This window comes from Cerasicoccus frondis (assembly GCA_031296915.1).
GTDB lineage: Bacteria > Verrucomicrobiota > Verrucomicrobiia > Opitutales > Cerasicoccaceae > Cerasicoccus > Cerasicoccus frondis.
The window spans coordinates 38,855-60,845 of the sequence record JAVDPC010000010.1; the positions used below are offsets into that span (position 1 = coordinate 38,855).

Annotated in this window: 11 protein-coding genes; 2 read left to right on the forward strand and 9 right to left on the reverse strand. The window is 50.1% G+C overall.

Features of this window, described 5'->3' with window-relative positions; genetic code table 11:
- Nucleotides 1-8 precede the first annotated feature (8 nt).
- Nucleotides 9-281, forward strand: a complete 273-nt coding sequence (locus tag RBB63_RS23650) for a helix-turn-helix domain-containing protein (protein WP_425503895.1) — start codon at nt 9-11, stop codon at nt 279-281.
- Nucleotides 282-1,032: 751 nt separating this feature from the next.
- On the opposite strand, the gene RBB63_RS10050 is transcribed toward RBB63_RS23650, so the two are convergent.
- The 6 genes from RBB63_RS10050 to RBB63_RS10075 form a co-directional block, all read right to left on the reverse strand.
- A complete protein-coding gene (locus RBB63_RS10050) occupies nt 1,033-1,179 on the reverse strand; it encodes a hypothetical protein (protein WP_309383737.1) in 147 nt (48 codons plus the stop codon).
- Nucleotides 1,180-1,493: 314 nt separating this feature from the next.
- Nucleotides 1,494-3,731, reverse strand: a complete 2,238-nt coding sequence (locus RBB63_RS10055) for a prolyl oligopeptidase family serine peptidase (RefSeq protein ID WP_309383739.1) — start codon at nt 3,729-3,731, stop codon at nt 1,494-1,496.
- Between the two features lie 136 nt (nt 3,732-3,867).
- A complete protein-coding gene (locus RBB63_RS10060) occupies nt 3,868-7,653 on the reverse strand; it encodes a hypothetical protein (protein WP_309383741.1) in 3,786 nt (1,261 codons plus the stop codon).
- A 436-nt stretch (nt 7,654-8,089) separates the two neighbouring features.
- Nucleotides 8,090-10,267 (reverse strand): glycoside hydrolase family 52 protein, encoded by a 2,178-nt coding sequence (locus RBB63_RS10065; protein ID WP_309383743.1) that lies wholly within the window; start codon nt 10,265-10,267, stop codon nt 8,090-8,092.
- A 130-nt stretch (nt 10,268-10,397) separates the two neighbouring features.
- Nucleotides 10,398-12,422, reverse strand: coding sequence for a GH92 family glycosyl hydrolase (locus RBB63_RS10070; protein ID WP_309383744.1), 2,025 nt, complete (start codon nt 12,420-12,422; stop codon nt 10,398-10,400).
- A gap of 54 nt (nt 12,423-12,476) precedes the next feature.
- Nucleotides 12,477-15,794, reverse strand: a complete 3,318-nt coding sequence (locus RBB63_RS10075; protein WP_309383746.1) for a sugar-binding protein — start codon at nt 15,792-15,794, stop codon at nt 12,477-12,479.
- Nucleotides 15,795-16,672: 878 nt separating this feature from the next.
- Between RBB63_RS10075 and RBB63_RS10080 the strand changes: the two genes are divergently transcribed.
- Nucleotides 16,673-17,077 (forward strand): hypothetical protein, encoded by a 405-nt coding sequence (locus RBB63_RS10080; protein WP_309383749.1) that lies wholly within the window; start codon nt 16,673-16,675, stop codon nt 17,075-17,077.
- Here RBB63_RS10080 and RBB63_RS10085 read toward each other — a convergent pair.
- The 3 genes from RBB63_RS10085 to RBB63_RS10095 form a co-directional block, all read right to left on the reverse strand.
- Nucleotides 17,037-17,738, reverse strand: a complete 702-nt coding sequence (locus RBB63_RS10085; RefSeq protein WP_309383751.1) for a hypothetical protein — start codon at nt 17,736-17,738, stop codon at nt 17,037-17,039. The genes RBB63_RS10080 and RBB63_RS10085 overlap by 41 nt on opposite strands.
- 257 nt (nt 17,739-17,995) lie before the next feature.
- Nucleotides 17,996-18,688 (reverse strand): PEP-CTERM sorting domain-containing protein, encoded by a 693-nt coding sequence (locus RBB63_RS10090; RefSeq protein WP_309383753.1) that lies wholly within the window; start codon nt 18,686-18,688, stop codon nt 17,996-17,998.
- Nucleotides 18,689-18,766: 78 nt separating this feature from the next.
- The gene (locus RBB63_RS10095) at nt 18,767-21,964 is read right to left on the reverse strand and encodes a GH39 family glycosyl hydrolase (RefSeq protein ID WP_309383756.1); all 3,198 of its coding nucleotides are present in this window, start codon (nt 21,962-21,964) and stop codon (nt 18,767-18,769) included.
- Between the last annotated feature and the right edge of the window lie 27 nt (nt 21,965-21,991).

The window sequence follows — 21,991 nt, forward strand, 5'->3', positions numbered from 1 at the left end:
GTGTTCTTGTGGATAACACGATCTCCGAACTAGGCGACAAACTCAGACAATTAAGGGCACGACACGGCCTGACACAGGAGGAATTTGCCCAAGTTGCTGGTATTGGCTACAAGTTCTACCAGGATATCGAGGGAGGTCGCAAAAAGGAGATCTGGGTGTCCACCGTAGAACGTCTTGCCGCAGCCTATGGGTTACGAGCATGGCAATTGCTGGGACCGGATATGCCTGAGGGTTCTGAGGTGGCTCGGAAGGTCGCGAGCAGTAGGGTGCATCGGAGGTGAGTCATATACCATCTTAAATCCCGGATTAGTGTCCTTGCCACTCCAGCGTAAAAAACGACATCACTGCGATGTCATTTCACGAGCGTCACGCCCCCATACTCCTTTTAATTCAAATCCCAGAAAAGCCTCCGACATATGGAACTAAACGATCTTCCTTCTCTGATTGCTATCGTTTCAATAAACCCTCCTACATAATTATTATAATCCGGCGAATTCCAACAGCTAGGTAATATTCGAATTTCGGGTTAGCGTTGGTCAAGCTGCGATTCTTTGTTTGAGGTTGGATGGTGAAAGGAAGTGAAGGGTCTTACGTGGACGTTCGTTGAGTTCGGTTTCGATATGGGCGAGACTAAATCCGACAGTCTCGTCATAATACGACGAATATAACGCAAAGAAACGCTCTAGGGAGTCTTATCTGCCGGTGCTTCGCGTGACGCTTACTCTACTTTCACCAGAATTCTGAATTATGGAACCCACGGGTTCTACTTTCCAATGCCAGCAGTGAGCAGATAGACCTGAGAGATAATTGCCTTCAACTACAGTGAATTAACTACAGGCAGCTCAATTCCATCCAGACTCTCAAAAACCTTAATCAGGTCACAGCGACGTCTATTCATCTCAGCCCTCTGCTTGCTGGTCTCCAAAAAAACAGTGTCTTTGTATGCCACTTCAGCTTCTTGAACTGACCTCCCGGTATATCGGAAAGCGCGGTGAACTACCATCGGTCAATTCCATCGGTTTGCTCTAGCCCTCACTTGATCAGGTTCATTTCAGCCCATCCCGGTGAAAGGAACTCACGCTCATACAGCTTGATAAACACAGCACGACCATCCATCTCTACCAAATAGCCCCGGTAACCATCTCCCTTAATCTCATAATCCAGGGTGCCTTGGTCCAATTAAAAGCGCTTGGATCCACCAATGCTGTTCGAGGGATTACTCAGCAAAACTTCAAAAATAAACTGCCACCTCTCGTACGTCATCACATCCCCCGCAAGTGGCAAGCGAACCAACAAGTAGCCTCGTTTCTGGTATAGGCGGCTATCGCCATAGAAAATCACGTCATCCAGATTGCCATGGGTTCATCATCCTGCCAACCCAGTATTTCATGCCAAGACTTAACGAGGCACTCAAATATCTTCATCTGGGTCTCAGGAGATAGTCCTCCGTGCGAAACCCGAAAGTAATCGGCAGTATACAAAATTTATCTGCTTCATTCAGATACAACTGCTCGATAAAATACTGCTCCGCCACTTGCTAGTGATGGCAATGCCGCCATCATTTCCTCATCCACATCAGTAAAACTGAGTCCATCTAAAGTCTGCCAGCTATCTTGATCTAAAAGATCCATTGTCCACTCGATTCGTATAGATATATTCTCGCTGATAGGATAGTAGGAAAAATATAATGAACTGCCTTCAGCACTGAGACGAGCCCGGAAGTGATCAGTGGGATCGGTCGGGCTAGTGCCCATCAACACTTCAAGCGAATCTGGCCAACCGTCAATATCTGTGTCTTCGATTATTGTAAGAGTCGATACTTCCAGCACTCCTAGATAGCCATAAGCCGAGCCGCTTTCCGGCGAGATCGAGATCGTGACTTGGCCGCTGGAGTCCGGTTGCACATCAGTAATCGTCACGACCGAATTAGAATTCCCCCCACCCTCGGCCGCATCAAGCGTGACCGAAGTTGTCCCAATCGTGTATCGGGTCACCCGATCACTGGAGCCTACAACTCGTGAGGCAAAGAAGGTAAAATCATAGATATCGGTTGGATCCAGACCAGACAGCTGTAGCTCCGCCGTCACCCCGGCATCGACGTACAAGGTGTCCTTGATCGCACTAACCGGATACGCGCCGGTAGTAGAAGTGCTGCCTGATGAATTGATCCCGTTGAACGCCTTCAGAATCGTCAAACTTACGTCGGTGCTATCACCGTCTGCGTCAATACTGTCGGCTATGGTTGTGCCGACAAAAACCGCGCTGATATTATTCCAACCCTCTTCAGTGGTCATGTCTGCACTGGCGCCGAAATCAAAACGAATCGTTTGCGACGAGGAATTCGAGCCCGTGTTGCTGTAACTGACGGTGAGAGTATCGCTTGCAGTATTGTTTGCTGCATCTACAGCCGTAACGGTGATGACATTGCTGCCTTGAGCTAACGGGATGTCGTCAATCGTCCAATCAGTCGTTCCGGCAGCGGTTCCGCTTCCTCCTGCAGAGTTGATCCAACTCACCGAAACGACACCCTTGTTGTCCGTAGCAGTTCCACCCAGACTAATCGTATCGGTCATCGTGACATACGCCGAGCTCACTGTGGGCGAGGTAATGATGACAACGGGAGAAGTCGTGTCGGCGGGCTCTGGTTTGGTTACAATGATCGTGTCACTATAGAATGTGTGCCCGCCCAGGCTGTCCGACCAGCTCTCGCCTGTAGCCACCACGTGCAGCACATGGGGGTTAGGATTATATTGATTGACCGCCTGTGTGTGCGTGAAACTCCAGTTAGCAATAGTGCCAGTGGTCGGCAGCCTTTGGTTATAAGGATCGACCACGGGATAGGTGCCCTTGCGAGCGAGCACGGATTCGATCTCCGGGGCCGCCGAACCTTCGATAGCACAAGTCCCGGAAACCGTCACGTTAGTGGTTGGTGAGTCGTAATCCAGATCGGCAGTCGGATCGGAGATTGTAACCGTTGCAGGGTTATTCGTAGAAGGAGTTCCCCGCACCTGAGAGGCTATCCATGGAATGAGCGGTGGCGTTCGGTAAGCGGCGTTCCATGAGACGTAAGAGTGCCCACCCGTATCATACATCGTTAGGATCGGATGACCGCCAAGTAAACGCGCCTGCTGGACTGTCTGCTCGGAGTTGGCTGGCGTCACAGTGCCATCATCATAAGAATGAAAGAACCACATCGGCAGGTCCACGGCATTGGAAATATCCTCACCCACCGGCGAGAGCGGGACGAAGCACGCGAATAATTCGGGATGGGCATTCGCGGTGCGCAGCGTGGTTCCCCCTCCCCCAGAGAGCCCGGTAATTGTGACTCGGTCTAAATCAATCTTGGTCTGTTCACTGGCAGTCTGAAACTCCTCGGAGAGCAGCGTGATCATGTTCGCGATGGCTTCAACATCGTTGCTGGGCCCATTACGCTGAATCAGCACCAGGAAACAGGGGAAGATCGCTTGGTTCGTTGTCGTTACAAACTCGAACTGCCCCTTGTCAGACATCTGGCCGCTATTGGCTACATTGGGATTCCCATAAACAAACCCCGGCTGCTTCTCTCCATCGCCATGGCAAAAGATAACGAGCGGATGTTTTGTGTCATTGCCTTCATCATAGGCCAGTGGCACAAACACGCGCGCGTTAATCGCGTTTGTGCTGGGGCCATATTGTCGGTAGAGATAGGCGGAATCCGGCCATGGGTTGAGCGCCAAAAGTACACCGGGCAACAGACTCTGCAATAAAACAACCACAAGCAGCTGATACCGCCATGAGATGCATTGGCTAGCAAATCGACGTTGAACGAAGAATCCAGTTTTCATGTTCAATGGGTGGGATTGATAGGGACATTATTTGGGCACATCATCAGGGTTCGATGTGAATGGATTTCAGGCGTGCTGGCCACATATCGAGCGTGATAGCACCATTGACAACCGGAACAGGATCACCTGTTACGGCATCGGTCACCGTGCCCGCTACAGGTAAGTCGATGGTGACTTGCTCCTTCTCCAGGATGCCGGTGTTAATGATCGCAACCCATGTGCCTTGATTGGATGTCGAGATAGAGCGCACAACGACTTCAGCGTCCGATGCGGCGCCCTCTTCGACATCACTGGGCAAGGCTGGCAACGCTAGATAATTTGCGTTGAAATCACGTACGTAGCCAGGGAACCAGCGATTGTAATTATTGGAAGCCAGATAGCCGATGTAGTAAGGATCGCCAAAAGCCACCGCGCGCGCCTCGCCGATCATGCTGTAGGGGCCGGCATAGTTCACATCGGAAACATAGTAGCCAACGATGGAATCGTTATTCACTAGGAACGATTGTTCGTTCAGGCAATAATGTCGGATGGCGGCCAAGCCTGTTCCCATTTCAAAAGAATACCAGGCATCCAGATCGGAGACGGTATAGGGCTGATTAAAGGTATACGTTTGCAGTACGCCATCGTTGTTCAGGTAGTTCTCAGGGTCGGCCCACGGAACGGAGTGTATCCACTCCTCCCAGCCATAGTATCCCTGCCGGCTCAATAAAGCAGTCTTATGAATCTGGTTCGCAAGTGCATCAGTGTATGACATGCTGGAATTGACCAGGCCCACCCAGGCATCGGGATCATCGGTAACGACTCTCGGGTGCGTGCTCAGCCGAGCGCCCGCCTCCAGATAATCCCGCGTCAAGAGAACGACGGCGTCCTGGTTCACATTGGTGCGAAGGTGGTTCGCAAAGTATTGCAAGAAGGCTTTGCGCTTATCCATCCACCATGCGTAGTAGCTTTCCAGCAGTGTGGAGTTGGACTCCAAGTCCATGCGTGAAACAGCTACACCGCCATTCGCTTCGGACGCAAAACGTGCACGGGTAGCATCGCTGAAGCTAATGGGCATATGACTGGGACGAGGTCGAAGCCAGACGCCGGCGAACTCAGTGGCGTGCGTGTTAAACGGCGCCTGGTTATCGAAAAAGTTGCCCAGATTATGCCCGTTGATGGAGCCTGCGGTTACGGGAATCGTCTGGATGACCGGCGTTCCACCATCTTCAATCCAACCGACAATCAAGCCTTCCTGTGCCTCGGTCAGCGGACTGGCGGCCCGAACAGCCAGGTAACGCTGCTGCGGCGTGATCGCATCTTGCGGCGCAAGATTGATGTCTCGCGTCCAAACGGAGCCAGATCCATTTTGTGAATTCGTGATAAAGTTTAATTCGCCTTCCTGAATTGCGCCAGCAGGAACCGTGGAGCCTGAAAATCCAGTTGGACTGCTGTGCCAGTATAGCGCCTGATAAGGCGAAGCAGGGCCCGCACGATAAGGTGTGGAGCGGGTCCAGGTTTGCGTAATCCGGACGTTCTGCCAATTTGCACCGAAGTCGATGTACCCCCATTGATTGGCCGAAGAGTTGTAGATCCATGTAAACGTAGGGTCCACTGGCGTCGGACGATTGCCGTCCTTAATGTCGTCTATCGTGCACTCAAGTACTCGAGCAAAATCCGTGTAAGTATCAGGGTCCGTAATATCCACGTTGAAATTTTCGCACCACGGGATGTTCACGTAGGTATTGCCGCCAGACAATGTTTCTGCCCGCTTCTCTGCACCAAGCCCTGCCGTGCCGCCCGCATACTCGTAATACGGCATGACATCGAGGCCGTAGCCGCCGTCCGTCAGGCGATGCAGGATCTGTTCCCACCGATTATCAAACGAAGGCTTCACATACCAGCTGGCGTATTTCGAACTGTCAAAGCCCTGATTGTGCCCGAACTCCATCAAGTCCTTGCAGAAGGTATTCATCCCGAGGAACTTCATGAGCCGGGCCTTATATTCGTAGAAATCAATGTCATCCGTAACACCAGCAGGCGTATTGTTGATGCAGCTGTCTGACATTTCTTCGCGCCAGAACAAGTGGCGCTTGGGCAGGCCTACGGGCAACTGCACTTGCTGAGTGTAGCTCTCCAATGCAGGGGCCTCATACAGTGCAATGCGCGCTACGGCAGCGCCAGCGGACTTCGGACAATCTTCGTAAGCGTATTGACCGATCATGAGCAAAAACCCGTCTTCAGGAAAATTATCCCGTGGATATTCCGCATCTCGAGGCTGAAGAATGCCCGGGTAGCGATCATGCAAATGAAAGAGTTGCTCCGCAGTCCGATACTCCAGTGATATGCCATATCTCATGGAGTTAGAGTTGCTTTGCTCATACTGCGGATACAGCGCATCCCCCACGGTGGTGCCGGTGTGGAACGTGCGCGTCGTCTCACAACCACGATTCATCACAATGAGATTGCGTGGCTGGTCCTCCGGATATTCAAGGACGAGGATATAGGCCTTACCAGCCTCAAGACTGTTCTCACCCAAACGGTATGCAAAGTAACTTGGGATGCCTCCGCTCACATTGGGCAATACACGGCAACTGCGATCAAGGATCGTTTCGATTTGGCTGACTCCAGCCGAGGACTCAATGACCGGATGCGGATCATTCGGATCGCCGCAAATAACCTCATCCACCAGCGTCAACTGTGATAGGTCAAACGCCGTCACCTCGTCCATTGTGAGTGTGGGCAGTCCGGTGTTTGACCCACCACCACCGTTGCCGCCACCACCGCCACCGGTAGTTTGATAACCGACGAAGGCGATCTCATTGGGCTCGTTGCCTGGCGAGGTTGGCCCCTTCAGCAGCAGGTATCTACCTTGTGGAATGACCGGGGCGCTATTGGCGTCGACGTCGCGCATCCACTGGCCGGAACCGTCATGCGCATTCGTATTGAAATTCAATGTATCCTCCGTGACGCCATCATTGACCGCATCGATGTCATCATCCCACCAGAGTTGATCATACGCGGCCCCCGATCCGGTTCGGTACTGGATATACTTCGTCCAGGTTTCCTGAATCCGCCAGTTCGACCAGTCGGGTCCTAGGTCGATGTAGCTCACCTTATTGGCTCCCTCCCAAGTCACCACAAAAGCATTGTATCCAACGTCCCCACCAACAGGCGCAGTGCCGTTCCAAGTCGGCGGATTCTCCAACGCGCGACCGCCGAAGTTTGAACTGGTTACATTGCCATAGCCAAGTGGCGTCAGGATGTCAGTCGGCGGAATCGTATACTTGTAGCCGACCATCGCAATTTCACTCGGTTCATTGCCCGGACTGGCTGGGCCTTTAAGCATTAAATAACGGTTTTGTGGAATCACCGGCGCTGCAGTCGCATCGACATCCTGCATCCATTGACCAGTGCTATCATGTGCCTGTGTGTTGAAATTTAACGTCGTTTCATTGATACCATCATTGACAGCATCAATATCGTCATCCCACCATAGCTGTGAATAAGCAGCGCCGGAGCCACTACGGAATTGGATATATTTCGTCCATGTTTGCTCAATGCGCCAATCGGCCCAATCAGCGCCTAGGTCGATGTAGCTGATTTTATTCGCGCCTTCCCAAGTAACTGTGAAGGCATTGTAACCAGCGTCGCCTCCGGTGGGAACGACGCCACTCCAGGTTGGCTGAGCATCGAAAGCCGACCCACCAAAATAACTACTCGTTACATTGCCATAGGCAGCAGGTGTTAGTATGTCCGAGTTCGCCTGCACGCCAAACGGGATAAAAGTGAGAGTAGTAATCAAGGCAGGCGCGAGCATGCCAAAGCAACGTATGAGGAGCCTTTTCATAGGGAATAGAGGGGGGGGGATGATGAGGTTTGCGTAAGTAGAGAAAATCGAAGCAGAGCTTCAATTGCACTCGGCTGCAATCGGCTTATCCGGCAATCACAGCTGTAGTTCGTATATCATGTTTCTTTTCTTTTAACTTGCTCTTCATAATTTCATCGAGCGGCCGCATCGATTGAAAAGTGAGAGCGATTCTATCATAATAAGTTGTAAGATCCGGAAACTTCGAAAAGTTATTCAGTCGCAATATGATTGATTCGAAAATAGTTATCAGCGTCCGATAAGTGAGCGCAACTACCAATACCGCGATGCACGGCCGATTCCCGGGATTCTGATATGAAGATACAAACAGGGATGAGCCATTGAGATTATATTCAGCATTAAACACGTAACCAATAGAATACATCACTGGGCAGATAGATGTCTCAGCCGACTTGAATCACGAGAATGCTTCGCTGCCAACACGGCATTCAGTTGTCCACAGCCAGGCGCTCACCCCTCGTGGATAATAACGGCTGCCGCAGCTCTCGCCTGTGTTGCTCATAATTTGGTCGCACATGGCATCCTTACCGCAAGCAGGTAGGCTTTGCCAGGCAGCATGTACGCCGTCTCCCCGCTTGGCCACATCATTGATAATATCAGGGAAGAGCGTTCTGATCACATACTGAGCCAAGGCTATCTTGCTGAACCAAGTGTTATGGCTAGTGCTGCTGATCTTCCAGGCGCCGGTTTCCTGATCGATACAGACACCAGGCTGCAATGATTTCGAGAGATGTGTCTTGAGCATGGAGAGTAATTCTACAAAGCGCCCATCCAAGTCCGTGGCATCGTCGTAACCCAAGAACAAGGGATAGGCAAAGCCTTCGATCGCCGGTAGTATTCGCGAGCGATTTCCCTTCTCAAAAACTGCCGGAAAGAAGCCCGTATCGTGCTCGAATTTTTCGATAATCGAGTTGGCCAGCAGCTTAGAGCTAGTGCGCGCATCGGCAGATGATTGTACATCACCCAAGCGCGCAAAGGCCCGCTCGAGCAATATCCACGCTCCCAGCGTTTTTACCGAAAGGTATAGGTTGTTACGCGCCTGCCCCAAACTGACATCCAAACTATCGTAGGTCGTGATCTCCGCACCCTGCGCGCCACAGCGACTGCTGTCATGCTTTAAAACGCCGTCCCTCAGTGCAGGGTCTGGATGATCCCGTAAGCGCATACTTTCGGTACAGGCCATCAGCGTATCATGCTGCGATTCAAGCCACAAAGAATCATCGGCTTTTTCTGCATAGCAAGTTGCGCATAGCACCCAATTGAGCAATTGCTCCATCGTCATGTGACTGAAACATCCCTCCAGCCCAACGCATTCATAACTCGAAGTGTGTGGCGGCGAGAAGTTATTCATTACCCCCATGTCGTGCGTGAAGGAAATGCCGCCAGCCACATATCGCTCAGAACCAACAGGCCCCACGCGGATCGTGTCCCTGTAGGCATAACGCTTTGCAAACAAGTCCAAAGTATCCCGCACCGCCCATGGGTGCCAGTGCATCTCAAAGAAGAGATGATCCACCGTGAGGTCGAAGGTATTGATCATACGGTATTCACCTTCATTGACAATCCAGAGCGGCCCATCATTGGTCCACATTAGTTGCGTACTGCCGTAGTAGCTGTGGATTGCCTGCGCCAAGAGAAACTGCTGATCAGCATCCAGCCCGGATTCCTTCAACTCCTGATCCCGTGCTGCAGCAATTTCTTGGCGCCGTGTAAAATTGGATGCACCCTCAAGCAGCACATCACCTAGGTCGCTAAAGAACCTCGTGTAAGCATAGATCGACTCAATACCGGCCGTAATCTCGCCATCCTGGTAGAAGCCCAATGTGATCGGGAACGCCACCTTTTCCCCAACAGACACGCGAAAGATCAATGCCGCATCGCCACCGATCAGATGCAGACCACGGCTATCCATAATCTTCGGATTAAAAATATCAAAACCCTGACGCATTTCCGCCGGCGCATCCGTAGCATAGCCAAACTGATTGCCGATGGCGAAACCCGTTAAAGCGATTCCCGCATCATTCAGTGGCCTTTGCGGATGATCCTTGCTGCCGATGCCAAACATCAACTCAACCACGTAGTCGCCGCATCGATTGTCATACTCAATCATGGCCGAAATTGATGGCGCCAAGTATCGCCGCGCTTCTTCGCGCGTCATATGCCGCGGGTCAGGCACGCGCTCGTAGGGCGTGAGGATACTGAAAGTAAAGCGCTCGCAATCAGCACGCCACGCATCACTGGCCGCGCGCAGCGTGCGCTTAAAATCCCGCTCATCGATCAGTCGATAAGGATGCTCAGTATTTCCCTGCGCTACATTAAACTGATCAGTATAATTACTCACGGCAGACTGCGGCGCTTCGAAGAATGGCAGCATTTGCCACTGAGAGACAACACCCTCTGCATCGGCGCCTTCCTCCGCTCTAAGCACCCGATACCCGACATAGACGTTTTGCTTCACTTGCTCGGGACGACACAGCGACTGTCCGAACCCGCCAGATTGCCGAATCAACCCAACATTAAAAGATGCAAATGCGCCAAATGGCGCATGCTGTGAATGATAGTTCTGATAAATCATAAATCTACAATCGGTCCAATTGGAAGAAGAAAGCGAATGACTTGAAAATACGTTGTGTTGCCCTCATACACGGTCAAGGTTTCGCCCCTTTACCGGCAGCTCTTCTGGTATGAGCATTCTCACCGGAGCCTTAGCGCTGATTCAGCAAATCAGCATGCTCAACTAAGCAAGAGCCTGCAGCACTGCTTTGCCCATGATGCAATTGGATTGGCTTTGCGGCAACGGGGTTATGTATCGTCGCGGCTGGCATAAGGGGATCGATGCGGACGTAATCCGATCGCCCTGGACAATACGGATAGAGCCCTAGACTCGACAGCACATACCAAGAAGACATTTCGCCGTTATCCTCATCTCCAGGAAAATGATCTGATCCGTAGAGCTCCGTTAAAACGCGATGCACCCAGTGCTGTGTTTTCTCGGGCTGGCCCATCAAGGCATACAAATATAAGTAGGCATGAACCGGTTGATTGGAATGCGCATATTGACCAAAGCCAGCCAGCGCCATTTCCGTCATCTCGTGGATCTCCATGTCATAAGAGCCAACCGAGAAACGCGGCGCGATGCTTAGCATCTCATCCAATTTGGCGCAAAGCGCATCATGGCCGCCAAATAGTTCCGCGAGACCGCGCGGATCATGCGGCACGTGAAACGTCCATTGCCAAGGTCCGCCTTCGATGTAAGGTCCGCCCCACTCATACGGATCAAACGAGGCGCTCCACGCTCCATCCGCATTTCGCCCACGCATGAATCCAAAATCGGAGTCAAAGACGCGACGGTAATTCTGTGAACGCTGCAATAGGTGCTCAGCTTTTTCAGGGTGGTTCAAATGCGCCGCCACTTTCGATACACAATAATCATTATAGCAAAAGTCCAACGTGCTCGCGACTGCATAGGGATAACGGTCTGCGGGCAGATAGCCCAATTGATCATAGACCTCCAGCCCGTCTCTCCCATACATGCCAGTGCTGTTTCCGGTACTAGTATTTTTCCAGATGTACTGGAACGCTTCCTCCACTGGCCAGTTGGTGACGCCCTTGGCGACTGCATCGGCGACAACCGCGTCAAAGTGAGTTCCGATCATGCAATTACGCAATTTGTAGGTCGGCCAGCGCGGCGCCCAATCGACGTCACGGCAAAGATTCAACCATCCATTCAGAATGTCCGTCAACTTATCGGGATAAACCAGCGCAAGCAGTGGATAAACGGTGCGAAAGACATCCCAAAATCCACTATCTGTACACAGCGGACCAGTATCGATAGAGCCACTAAACGGGCTGTAGTGAATGCGACGCTCTTGCTCATCGTATTCATCCAGCATGCGCGGAAAGAGCAAGGCGCGATACAAGCACGAATAGAACGTCTTGCATTGATCCTCATCTACCGGTTCTATTTCGATGCGTCCCAGATAGCGGTTCCATTCATCAGCAGACTCTGCGGCAATCTGATCTCTCGCCTTATCCGCTAATTCGCGTTCGTAATTGATGACGGCCTGCGCGATGCTGATGAACGATCCGGACAGATCCAGTTCAACGCGCTCGACATCATCGGCAAACTCCAACACGCCGCCATCGTTCAAGCGGTGAAAATGCACGGGGTCTGGATCAGCAATTCCCAGCAAATGCAATACATAGCCTGCAGGCAAAGTGGCGTCAGATTCTTTGCATATAAACTTAAGCGCGCGATGTTCCCCTACCGTTTCCAACGCGCAATGATGATCTTCCGAAGCCGAAATCTTGAGTTTGATGCGCTCACTCTTATTTCGCTTGATGCAGAGCCTCGCACCACGCCTAGTCGGAACAAGCTCAAACTCCAGGCCATAACGCAGCAACGTAGCCTGCATCATGTGAGGCATGAGCGTTGCCTGATCGATCGCCCAACTCGACGCTAACTCTGAGACGCTTGCTTGCATGCTTCCATGAAATGGCGTCAGCAGCATCGTGGCATAATCGCCGATCCATGGGCTGGGCTGATGCGTCAGCCGAATGCCTTGCAGCTTGACGTGCGTTGGATGAAAATACCACGGACCTACCGCAGTCTGCAGCGTCCAGTGATGCATTCCCCACGGCAACGCTGCAATCGGTAACGTGTTCCCCTGCGAATAATCGAACGTCGATGCGGTCCCCTGCAGGACATTGACATAATCAAGCGGCTTCATGGTTTGGAATAGTTCAGTTGAATATGCTACTGGCTACATGATCGCTGTGGCCCCTCACTCACCAAGGATCAGCTTACCCCAGCGACTGGGATCAGCGCGGTACTGGTCCATATTGTATGGCCAATAAACAACGCGGCCACCGGTATTATCGGCAATTTTCAAGCGAAAGAGCGCCCCAATTTCCTGCCCCGAAGTCGGGTTAAATCCTGGAAGCTCACTCCACGGCAAGCGCATCACGAGGCGGTAGCCATTTTCTTTGGCCGACGAGACTCCCGCCACTTCAAGATCGTGCCCGAGCGTAACCGTTTTCTGCGTGCTCTGCTTCCAGCGCCCCACGTAGACATCCTTGTCCTTCACTTGCGGCATGATCCAAAAATGCCGGTCTTCCTCATCCCACACCTGGGAGCCAGTCTCCATATTGGAATTTAGCATCACTTCCAACACATCCTGCAAACTCCAAAATGCTTCGGGATTGTCCGCGTAAGCGGTCGACTCATCAACATCCATACCGATGAGCAGGCCCTCGCGATCCCAGGCAAGATAGATCGCCGCTTTCCCAACACCACTGGAATTACCCAACATCCAATCGGGGATGCGGCTCTTGCTTGGCCAATGATCGAAAGGCAACTTCACCAAATCGCCCTCCGCCTGCGCAACCTTCCAAGCTGGTGGGATCAGGCTAGTCCGTTGCATCACTTCATTATTTGATATGAAAGTGATTTCTGCAGGAGTATTGCCAATATCGGAAACTTGCCAGTCAACAGTTGCGCGAATGGTGGCTTTCTCTCCCGATGCTAATTGAAGCACCTCTCCTTCCTCATCGAATTCAATACGCCAATTCACAGGCGCCGTATATTCCAAGGCGCCTTCCAAACTGCTTCGTGATTTGTTCTTTAACGTAATGTCGACTGCGCAGGAACCGGTCTGATTACTCAATCCTGAAGCACTGAGCTCTATGGCGCTTTGCAAAAGCACCTTCATAGGAATAGACTTAATTACATCATCTCCTTCGCGGATCACCACATTCGTGGAATAAAGACCCAACTCTGCAGTACGTGGGATCGTAAACTCATACTGCAGCACGCGTTCTTCACCGACGCCAACATTGAATTCCAACGGCGTCTTTGGCGCAATCCATGCAGAAGGCACATCAACACTAAAGTTGCCCTTGATGGTGCCCTTGCGGTTATTTTTGATTTTCAAACTAACTGTAATTTCATCGCCTAAACTGGCCGTCGGCACATAGTTCGAAACTAGCTCATACGCAGTCTGTTGATACCAGCGGCTGGATTCGCTGATGCCGACAGCATACACCGGCGCCTCCGAGAGCGTAATGTTAGAGGCCGACACGGGGTTAGCCAAAAAACCATAAACCCTTTCCGTATCAAAGCTCACCTTCTTCGCGCTGCTATCGCCATGGATAAGAAACAAGCTGGCTACCAAATCATCCCCCTGCCGAAAAACATATCCCCACGTTCCTTCGCCTGCATGGATCATGCCCACATACTCTGGATTAGGCAATAGATGGGTGATAGCTGCCGTGCTGCAATAGACGAGCTTAGGCTCAAGCTGCCAGGTAAAGAGTCCACAGCCGTCAAAGAAGTTATTCGCCTTATCATTATCGATGTCGTAAAACCAAAAGCCCTTTGTCACGCCCGCGGCTTTCAGCAGCATGAAACACCGTTGAAAATACCACGCCTGCTGCTCAGGGCTCACCACATAGCCAGCACGCGTATCCCAGCCGAATTCAGATAAATATGTCTGCTTGCCAGACTTCTCTGCCAATCGAACCAGTGCACGCAATTGATCAAGGAATAGTGCAGTCGTCCCAGACTCATCACCCGCCGTATTCCGGTTCAATAAATTGACTTCAGGTGGATCAATGCCCGTGTAGTGATGAAAACTCAAAACATCGACTTTATCGAGAGCGCCACTTTCAATGAATGCTTCAGTCCGCTCAGGGAAGAGCCCCGCATCACCGTTATTCACAAATTGAATGTCTCCGTCGCTAACTACATCGATCATTTTTCCCGTGACCTCATGAAAGCGCTTGTAGTTCTCCCAGTTGATGGCCTCTTCGAGCTCAAAATTCCCGTGCGTAATCAAGTCATACTCATTGTCCATTTCCCAATGTCGGATTTCTGGAAAGCTGCCAAGTATGCGCGCAACATTTGCCCGCCATTCTGCATCTGGTCCATACGGTTTGCCCTCTTCAGGCGGCTGGATACTTTTGCAAAATGCCGCCAACAATCGAGACTCCGGGCGCTGTTGATACTCAGCCAGCAAACCATGCATATTAGGCCATTTGGAGTAACCTCCTTGTTCGTCGCGCGACTGCTGGAACCAGCCGTAAGAAAAAGAATAATCCCTGAACCAGTGAATGCCCGCCTCCAAGAAGGCGTCGAGCATCGTTTTGCGCGCCACCATAATGTTGATGCCATACGGCGATTCATCAATCTCCTCAGGGGATAGTTTCAATGGCTTCGGAATCACGGCGAAAGGCAACTGTGTGCGTAGATTCTGTTCACCTACAACCGTGGAGGTTTCAAGCAAGTATAACCCATATCCTGGAGCCACAAATTGGATCGGATGCGATACAGAATCTTTCAAAGACAGCGTGGCGTGATCCTGCACCAATGCCTTGCCAGTATAGTCACTAATACGCCAATTCAATTGGCAAGGTGCAGCTTCTGTAGACCAATTTAGAATACGCGTCGAAAATTCTGTGTAGAATGCTGTAAATATGCCTGACGGTTGAGCAGGGCTCAAGTTCATCGACAGCAGTCCACTAGCGCCTAAGTGAACATCCGAAGTTGCATACAGATCGCTAAAATAAAATGGCGCCTCGCTAGGATGGCCTTGCTCATCATAATTACTGAATACCAATTGTCGCACTGCTAAACCAGCTGGCCAATCAGATGGAATTTCAAATGAGAATTCCTTCCAGGCATCAGTGATTTGCTGACCTGAAATGTAGAAGGTAAAATCTTTTCCTTCGTTGTTCTTTTTCACACCGCCTTCCCCTTCAAACAGTATCTTCACAGGGAAGCTACCATCCAAAGGCGAGCGAATCCAAAGAGACACGCGCCTCACAGCACCTGGGATTTCAGCACGGTTTTTCGGCTCCAAACTGGCATACTGAAAAGTTGAGGCAAAGCACACATTGACTGCCATTGGCGTAATTCGATGACCATTTGGTAGCGTCTCTGGCTGCCCATCTCGAATAGAAATCTCCGCCGTATTATATCCGGACTCACTCATTGCCGCCGAAGATAAAATAGCACCAACGCCCGACACAGTTTCTGCATGCAAGATAGGCAAGAGAAGCAATGTCGCACCGAATATAAAAAGCTGAACAATACGATTAAGCATGGAGCAAGATGAGGTCATAGAGTATGGCAATCCTTAGATTGTTGGGGTTTTGGAAATAATGACTTCGAGCCTTAAAGACATCCAAGAAGATCTCAGTTAGAAGTTACTACAGAGTAAATTATGGTCAGCTCAAGCCCTGTAGACGCATGAAATGTCAAACTGATATGCCCATTGCTCGATTAGCAGCATACAGGTGTCACGTCAGTCAACCACACCAATACCGTTCCTGCCGAGTGGATCTTCAATCCCTTCCATAAAGCCTACTACCAATCAATCGGCAAGCTGGAGGTTTAAAGTGATGAAAAGCAAAACTAACTTGAGTAAACCTTGCGTGGGCCTAGGGCCTCAACGGTCCCAGCTGTCGAGTGCGCAAGCTCGTAATCGCAGATTGTCTCTTAGTTGAGCCTTGCCTCCTACTCACCGCACTGGGCATGGGATCGTCCGCCTTCATGCTCACCTTGGCTGGCCTGTTTGTGCTCATACTGTTGGGTGGCGTCGCGGCCAGGAGCACGTTCTACCGCACACTTTTTTACACGCCCCCCTTCACTTCGGGCGTCGCCACTTTCATACTTTGGAAAAAGCTCTATAGCCCACACACAGTTCCAATCAACCAGGCGTTAACGCCACTATTGGATGGCTTGAATGCAATTATTCTCAGCCTAACCGAGCCGTTCTGTGAAGTGATGCACTGGGCGCTCCTGCTTATGGTCATTGTTTTATTTAGCTGGAGTTGTCGTAGGCTTATAAGGTCTGGATCGATGGCAAGGTAGGCGCAATAACCCTTTGGGGCAGTTTTTTTCCTGGCAGCTACTCCTCTTATTTGTTCACTGTTCTGGCTGGCTAGCACATTGTCTACAATAGTGATTAGCTTTTGCCTGATGGCGCCTTTCGCATGCATTGCGCTCATCGCAGCTTCAGCAACACGTCAGGAAAAGCCTACACTTTGCAACGGTTTTGGCAGTAGCTTCATGTTGTATGCCGGCATTGTGGTCGTCGCATTTACATTCATTGGCTTTTCGCAGATTTCGGAAAACCTTTATGCAGTGGCCTCCACCGCTGGAGGACTTGAGCCGCCACAATGGCTCACTGATTACCATTGGGCCAAACCCGCTCTGATCATCATGGGGCTGTGGGCCGCTAACCGACGGAGCGGCCGAGGGATAGTCGAGCTTGCAGAGGCCATCCAACCTAATGATCACTTTGCTCGCCTTGGCTTTTTCTTTTCGGGTACAGATTCAAACACTACTGTGCTAAATTTATATCCGACAGAATGCGGAAATTAATCGGCCCAGTATCCCTGGACTTCGACTCTGAAATGAGGATGAGGTAGCGATAATTCTCTACATGCATCCAACGATTATAATATATCGGCGCTAAGCCATCCTCCTCTCGCACAACAAAAGCAACCTGATACTCAAGTGTTCTCTCGAAAGGGCCTTTGAGAGCATCCAACGTACGCGGATTAAGCGCTATTTTATTGGAGCCCAATTGAGCAATCATATCCTTATCTGTAAGATTTAGAAACCGATAACTTCCTACTGGAAATGCTTCAAAGCTGTCTTCTACCACAAATATCCTATAGTCATCGGCCTGCTTGAAAAATATAAATAATGGCTCGACAAGCGAAGAGTTAACCCTGACTTGAGCAACTGGAACAAATTGGATATCTGCAGAAGGATTGGAGCTTTTGCGATAAAAGATAATTGGGTTATTGCCCCGATAATCTACAAGCTTCGAGCGCTGCATTGTGTGAATTTGCAGAGGCATCATCTCTCCACCTGAAAGAACAAATAGCTCCTCCTGAATAGGCTTATCCCAGCTAATGCTGGTAAACTTCACCCGAATAGACTCAGAAGAGTCTTCGGCAAGCAACATGCTTGCAAATGCAGCCTGTAGGAGTACAAGAAAAAAGGCATTTCTTATAATAATCTTAGAGCATTCCATATCTCAGATAACATGTGTATATTTTCAGTTACTATTGACTATAGTTAACTTTAAAAACACTTCCTTAAGCAACCGTTTAAACACCAGAATAAGCGACGTCAACATACCCATATAAAAGTATTACCACCGACGCTACTACACTCGATCAACTCGAGCTGATAAGCGCAAAAACCTGAGCAAATAAATGGGGAGCCCCCTGCTCCGATTGGAACACTCCCCATTCATTTTCAGATCCTAAAAGAGCAAACGTAACGCGCTCAATTAGCTGTGCTCTTACGCTTACTACGACGCAGTGCACCAAGCCCTAAGATGGCAGCACCAAACAAAAGCGTATACGTTGCTGGCTCAGGAATCGCTGCGGTGATAATCGCCAACTCTGTCACGCGTCCAGCCTCAAAGCCATTACTGCCGGTTCCGAGGATCAAATATCTGTGCGAGGGTGTTACCGGAGTTGAATACTCAAAATCCTGAAACCAAGTTACGCCAGAACCCGTATTTGGAGCATCAACACTCGTAGCCGTGCCAAAGTTAAAATCAGCAGGGTTGATATCCTCAAAGGTGCCAACCGCTCCTTTTGTTTGACTCTGACTATCGGACCAAAACAGCGTTCCAAATGATGTTGCCGGATCAGGGAGAGTGGAGAACTTTCTGTAGGCGGTCCAGAGTTCAATAATTTCAACACTGGCAAAGTCAGCCCCAAAATCAATATATGCAAAGCCATTGGAGAAATTCCCAATGCTCCCATTTGATCCCAAGCTAAAACCGTCCGGCGAGGTCGCTGGTACGATACTGGGCGAAGTAGCAAGATCACTGAGGGTCGGCTGCGCATCAAAGGCGACACTGAATTGAAGAAAAGTAAGATCACCCCATGAAGCCGGGGTGAAAACTTGCTGAGCGTGGAGAGACGTCGCAAGTAGCAACGCTCCGACAGATAACGATATCTTAGTCATAACAATACATTATTTAGGGGTGACGTATTTTTAATGTGCGAACCTTCCGCACGTTAAATTTAAGAAATTGCTTTTTATTCAAAGACTCGCACTAGGATTTGTTTCGATGAGCGATAGCCAGTAAATTTGCGCATAGCCCTTAGACAAAGAAATTTCAACTGGCTCATTTCCGACTTGGACATCCACTACGAAAAGGTCGTCACTCTTTGAATATTGCTTTGTTAAATTAGTCCCGACCAATCCCGAAATTTCGATGGTTGATGCCTCACCTATAGGAACACACCTGATGGTCAGTTCGTAGCGACCTGGCTCAGCGCGGAATAAAAACTTTGAATCAGGAAGCAACTTCACCGAATCCGAATCCAATGGATCAGGAATCCATTTATAGTCAGAATTACTCCGATTGCTGTCTGCATGCGAAAACCCATATCGATCATTCGTATGAAAAAGTGTATCTGCAACGACAGGACTGAATGGCCGGTATGCTCCCATCTGAATCGAACCAGCACCATTATCACCAAAATCAAACAGATATGTGCGCAACTGGCTCAATCTTTCTTCCTCGCGGGTAACTTGTTGAGCAAACGCACGCCCTTGCGCAAACCACTCCTTGACCGCATCGCGATCTATGCATTTGAAATATGTGGGAAAAATCGTGAGTGGGAAATCTGCTCCTATTTCCTGTTTTAACACATGCCCAAATGCATCAATGACCTCCCCTTCACCTAATTCGGAGCCAAGCCGAACCTCGCCCTCAATCGCCCAGGCAGCAATCACTGGCTCCCCGGCCACCACCGCGCCATAGCAACGGGCATTCTCATCGTCATGGGGCAGACGAATAAAAAACTCCGCCCCATCCATCACACGAATCAAAGTGGCATAAGTTAAAAAAGCTGGACGCACCGCGAAATCATTATCCAACATGCCACTCGATAAATACAGCGATGGAGTGGATCCCTTTTCGCGGTAAACCAACACCTTATCGATGCCATATCCGAGCGTCGTCAGAATATTACGCGGCGTAAAAGCCGCGTGCTTCCGATAACTAACCGCATGCGGGCCACCAGTGTCATAGCCCGTTTCCGTCATCCAGATTTCCAGCCCAGGCTTATAGAGTTTCTTCCAGCCGATCAATGCCTTGAGATTGTCTTCAAAAGTCATGAGTCCTTTCGTCGACCCATCCCTCTGAATATTGGTGTTAACCGTGGCAATCTCAGGCGCAATTGGGCCAGTATAGTGGTGCACACTCAAGACATCGATATAATCCAGAGGCGTGGTACCATCATCATGGACATAGGTGCGAAATTGGTCCACCAGGCTCAACTCGGTTCCAGCCAAACCGCCATTGGCCACCCGTGCAGTCGGATCGGCACGCTTGACCGCCTTGGCGCCCAAAACGAACATTTTCATGTATTCATCCATTGATCCAACCCAATGTCCCCAAGCTGGCGCATCCAGATTCGGCTCATTCCAAAGCTCATAAGTATTCATCCACCCGAGGCCGGACACCTTATCTTCAGTCAAGAGCACATCCTCCGGATGCTTACGACTTCCATAGCGCGCTACTGTCTGAAAGACAAACTCCGCATACTTTTGATAATCCTGCGGTGGGTAGTGGAGTACATTTTTCTCCTGTCCACGTCCGGTCGATTCAACTTCTGGAGTTTCGAAAAGATATGGCAGTACTGAAATCCCAACATCGCGATATGACTTGACGTAATTATCCACATTGACACGCCAAGGGGTAACCTTCCCGGTGAAATTATATTTTGAATCGCCTAAATAAACCATTGGCCACTTGAGGTTTTCAAAGCGCATCCACCCGATCCCCAACTCGCGATTAATGCCCGCGAGCTCAGTGAGCGAACCATTCAAACCAAAGGGCGAATTCGGCGATATTGATTCTAAAGGCGCTGGCAAGACCAACAAGTTCCCCCAGTCTATCCAGCGCACTTCCGCATCGGCATTCATTATGGACACCAAATAGCATCCAGATTTGAGAGGTTGCTTCGTTGACAGAGTCACAATTTTAAAGCTTCCCGCCGGAATGGTAGCACGAATTGAACCTGCATCCGTAGCCTTACCAATCTGAGGAAATTCGAGAGGCTCATCCGCGACGCCATTATAGACAGCTATCTCATACGGAAGCCGAAGCGCCTCCATTTTCTCACCATTGCGATGATAGCGTATCCGCAGCATGCTAGCCTCGACAGGCTCATTGGCATGAATAAAAAACTCACCCCAACGGCCATGCCAATCCATATCCGCGAAGCCATCAATAGGCATGTAGTTTACACCATCGACAGAAGCCTCAATATCTGCGTTGAACACCCAATTTGCATCGCTAGCATATATCCGTAGCGTCTCCACTTTTATGGCTTCACCGAAATCGATGAATTGCGTGGCTTCAGTAAGATTAGCCCCCCACTTAAAGCTGTAGTTCGTAGAGTGGTCGCCGTCAGTCAATGTGCCTTCGCTAACGTTTTCTAGGCCATTCATCGTCCATGAACGCTTACCACTAGCCTGATCAATACCTAGGTCGCCCAGTGGAGCTGGCGGAGCCAAAAGCCGACTATCCAGTTGCATCTCGTAATTAAGTACTAGATCATAAGGCTCATCTGTATAATTACTGACTACAACTTGGCCGAATGCCTGGCTACCAAATTCCACGGCGGCTTGTAGTCCTAGATCAAACTTCAACGCTCTGCTATCATCTACATCGATTAGCGTTGCAACAAGGCAATTAATTTCAAGCTCTACCTCACCAGCATCCTCTGTAAACCATACAACGTTTACTCGCTTAAGTGGCACATCAAGCTGTCCATTTTTATTTTCTTGTGCATACGCTGGAACAAATTTCGCCTCTTTTATATCAAAACTTAGAACCTCCCATTCATCCGAAATAACTGGCAACATTGAAAAGAGCACTTCACCTTCCGCATCGGTTATCTGAACTCCGATTCGCTTAACATTTTGTAGTGAGCGAGCGTTAAATCTAAGAGCCGAAATGCCTTCCGGAACCTTTGCATTGACCGTCAAATCCCCTTTGGCGCCACCAAAGTTCGAGTAACCACTCAGTTGGAGGCAGCCAACATGAAAATCCTCAGGACCACCTTCGACCGCATCTACGCTAAGGCCTTCAATCTGCCACGCCGCAGTTTTAATATCGCTGACTCGATTCAGACTACTTAGCAGTACAGATTGCGATGCTGAACAGACTTGAACGAGCCACGCACCAATTATGATAAGAGTATAAAACTGACAATTTCTCTTCATATTAGGAAGACTTTATAAGACATCAGG

Bases quoted from the DNA above. Each gene is read 5' to 3' on its own strand.
- RBB63_RS10060 (WP_309383741.1), bottom strand. From the start codon at position 7,653: ATGAAAAGGCTCCTCATACGTTGCTTTGGCATGCTCGCGCCTGCCTTG.
- RBB63_RS10065 (WP_309383743.1), bottom strand. From the start codon at position 10,267: ATGATTTATCAGAACTATCATTCACAGCATGCGCCATTTGGCGCATTT.
- RBB63_RS10070 (WP_309383744.1), bottom strand. From the start codon at position 12,422: ATGAAGCCGCTTGATTATGTCAATGTCCTGCAGGGGACCGCATCGACG.
- RBB63_RS10075 (WP_309383746.1), bottom strand. From the start codon at position 15,794: ATGCTTAATCGTATTGTTCAGCTTTTTATATTCGGTGCGACATTGCTT.
- RBB63_RS10080 (WP_309383749.1), top strand. From the start codon at position 16,673: ATGGCGCCTTTCGCATGCATTGCGCTCATCGCAGCTTCAGCAACACGT.
- RBB63_RS10085 (WP_309383751.1), bottom strand. From the start codon at position 17,738: ATGGAATGCTCTAAGATTATTATAAGAAATGCCTTTTTTCTTGTACTC.
- RBB63_RS10090 (WP_309383753.1), bottom strand. From the start codon at position 18,688: ATGACTAAGATATCGTTATCTGTCGGAGCGTTGCTACTTGCGACGTCT.
- RBB63_RS10095 (WP_309383756.1), bottom strand. From the start codon at position 21,964: ATGAAGAGAAATTGTCAGTTTTATACTCTTATCATAATTGGTGCGTGG.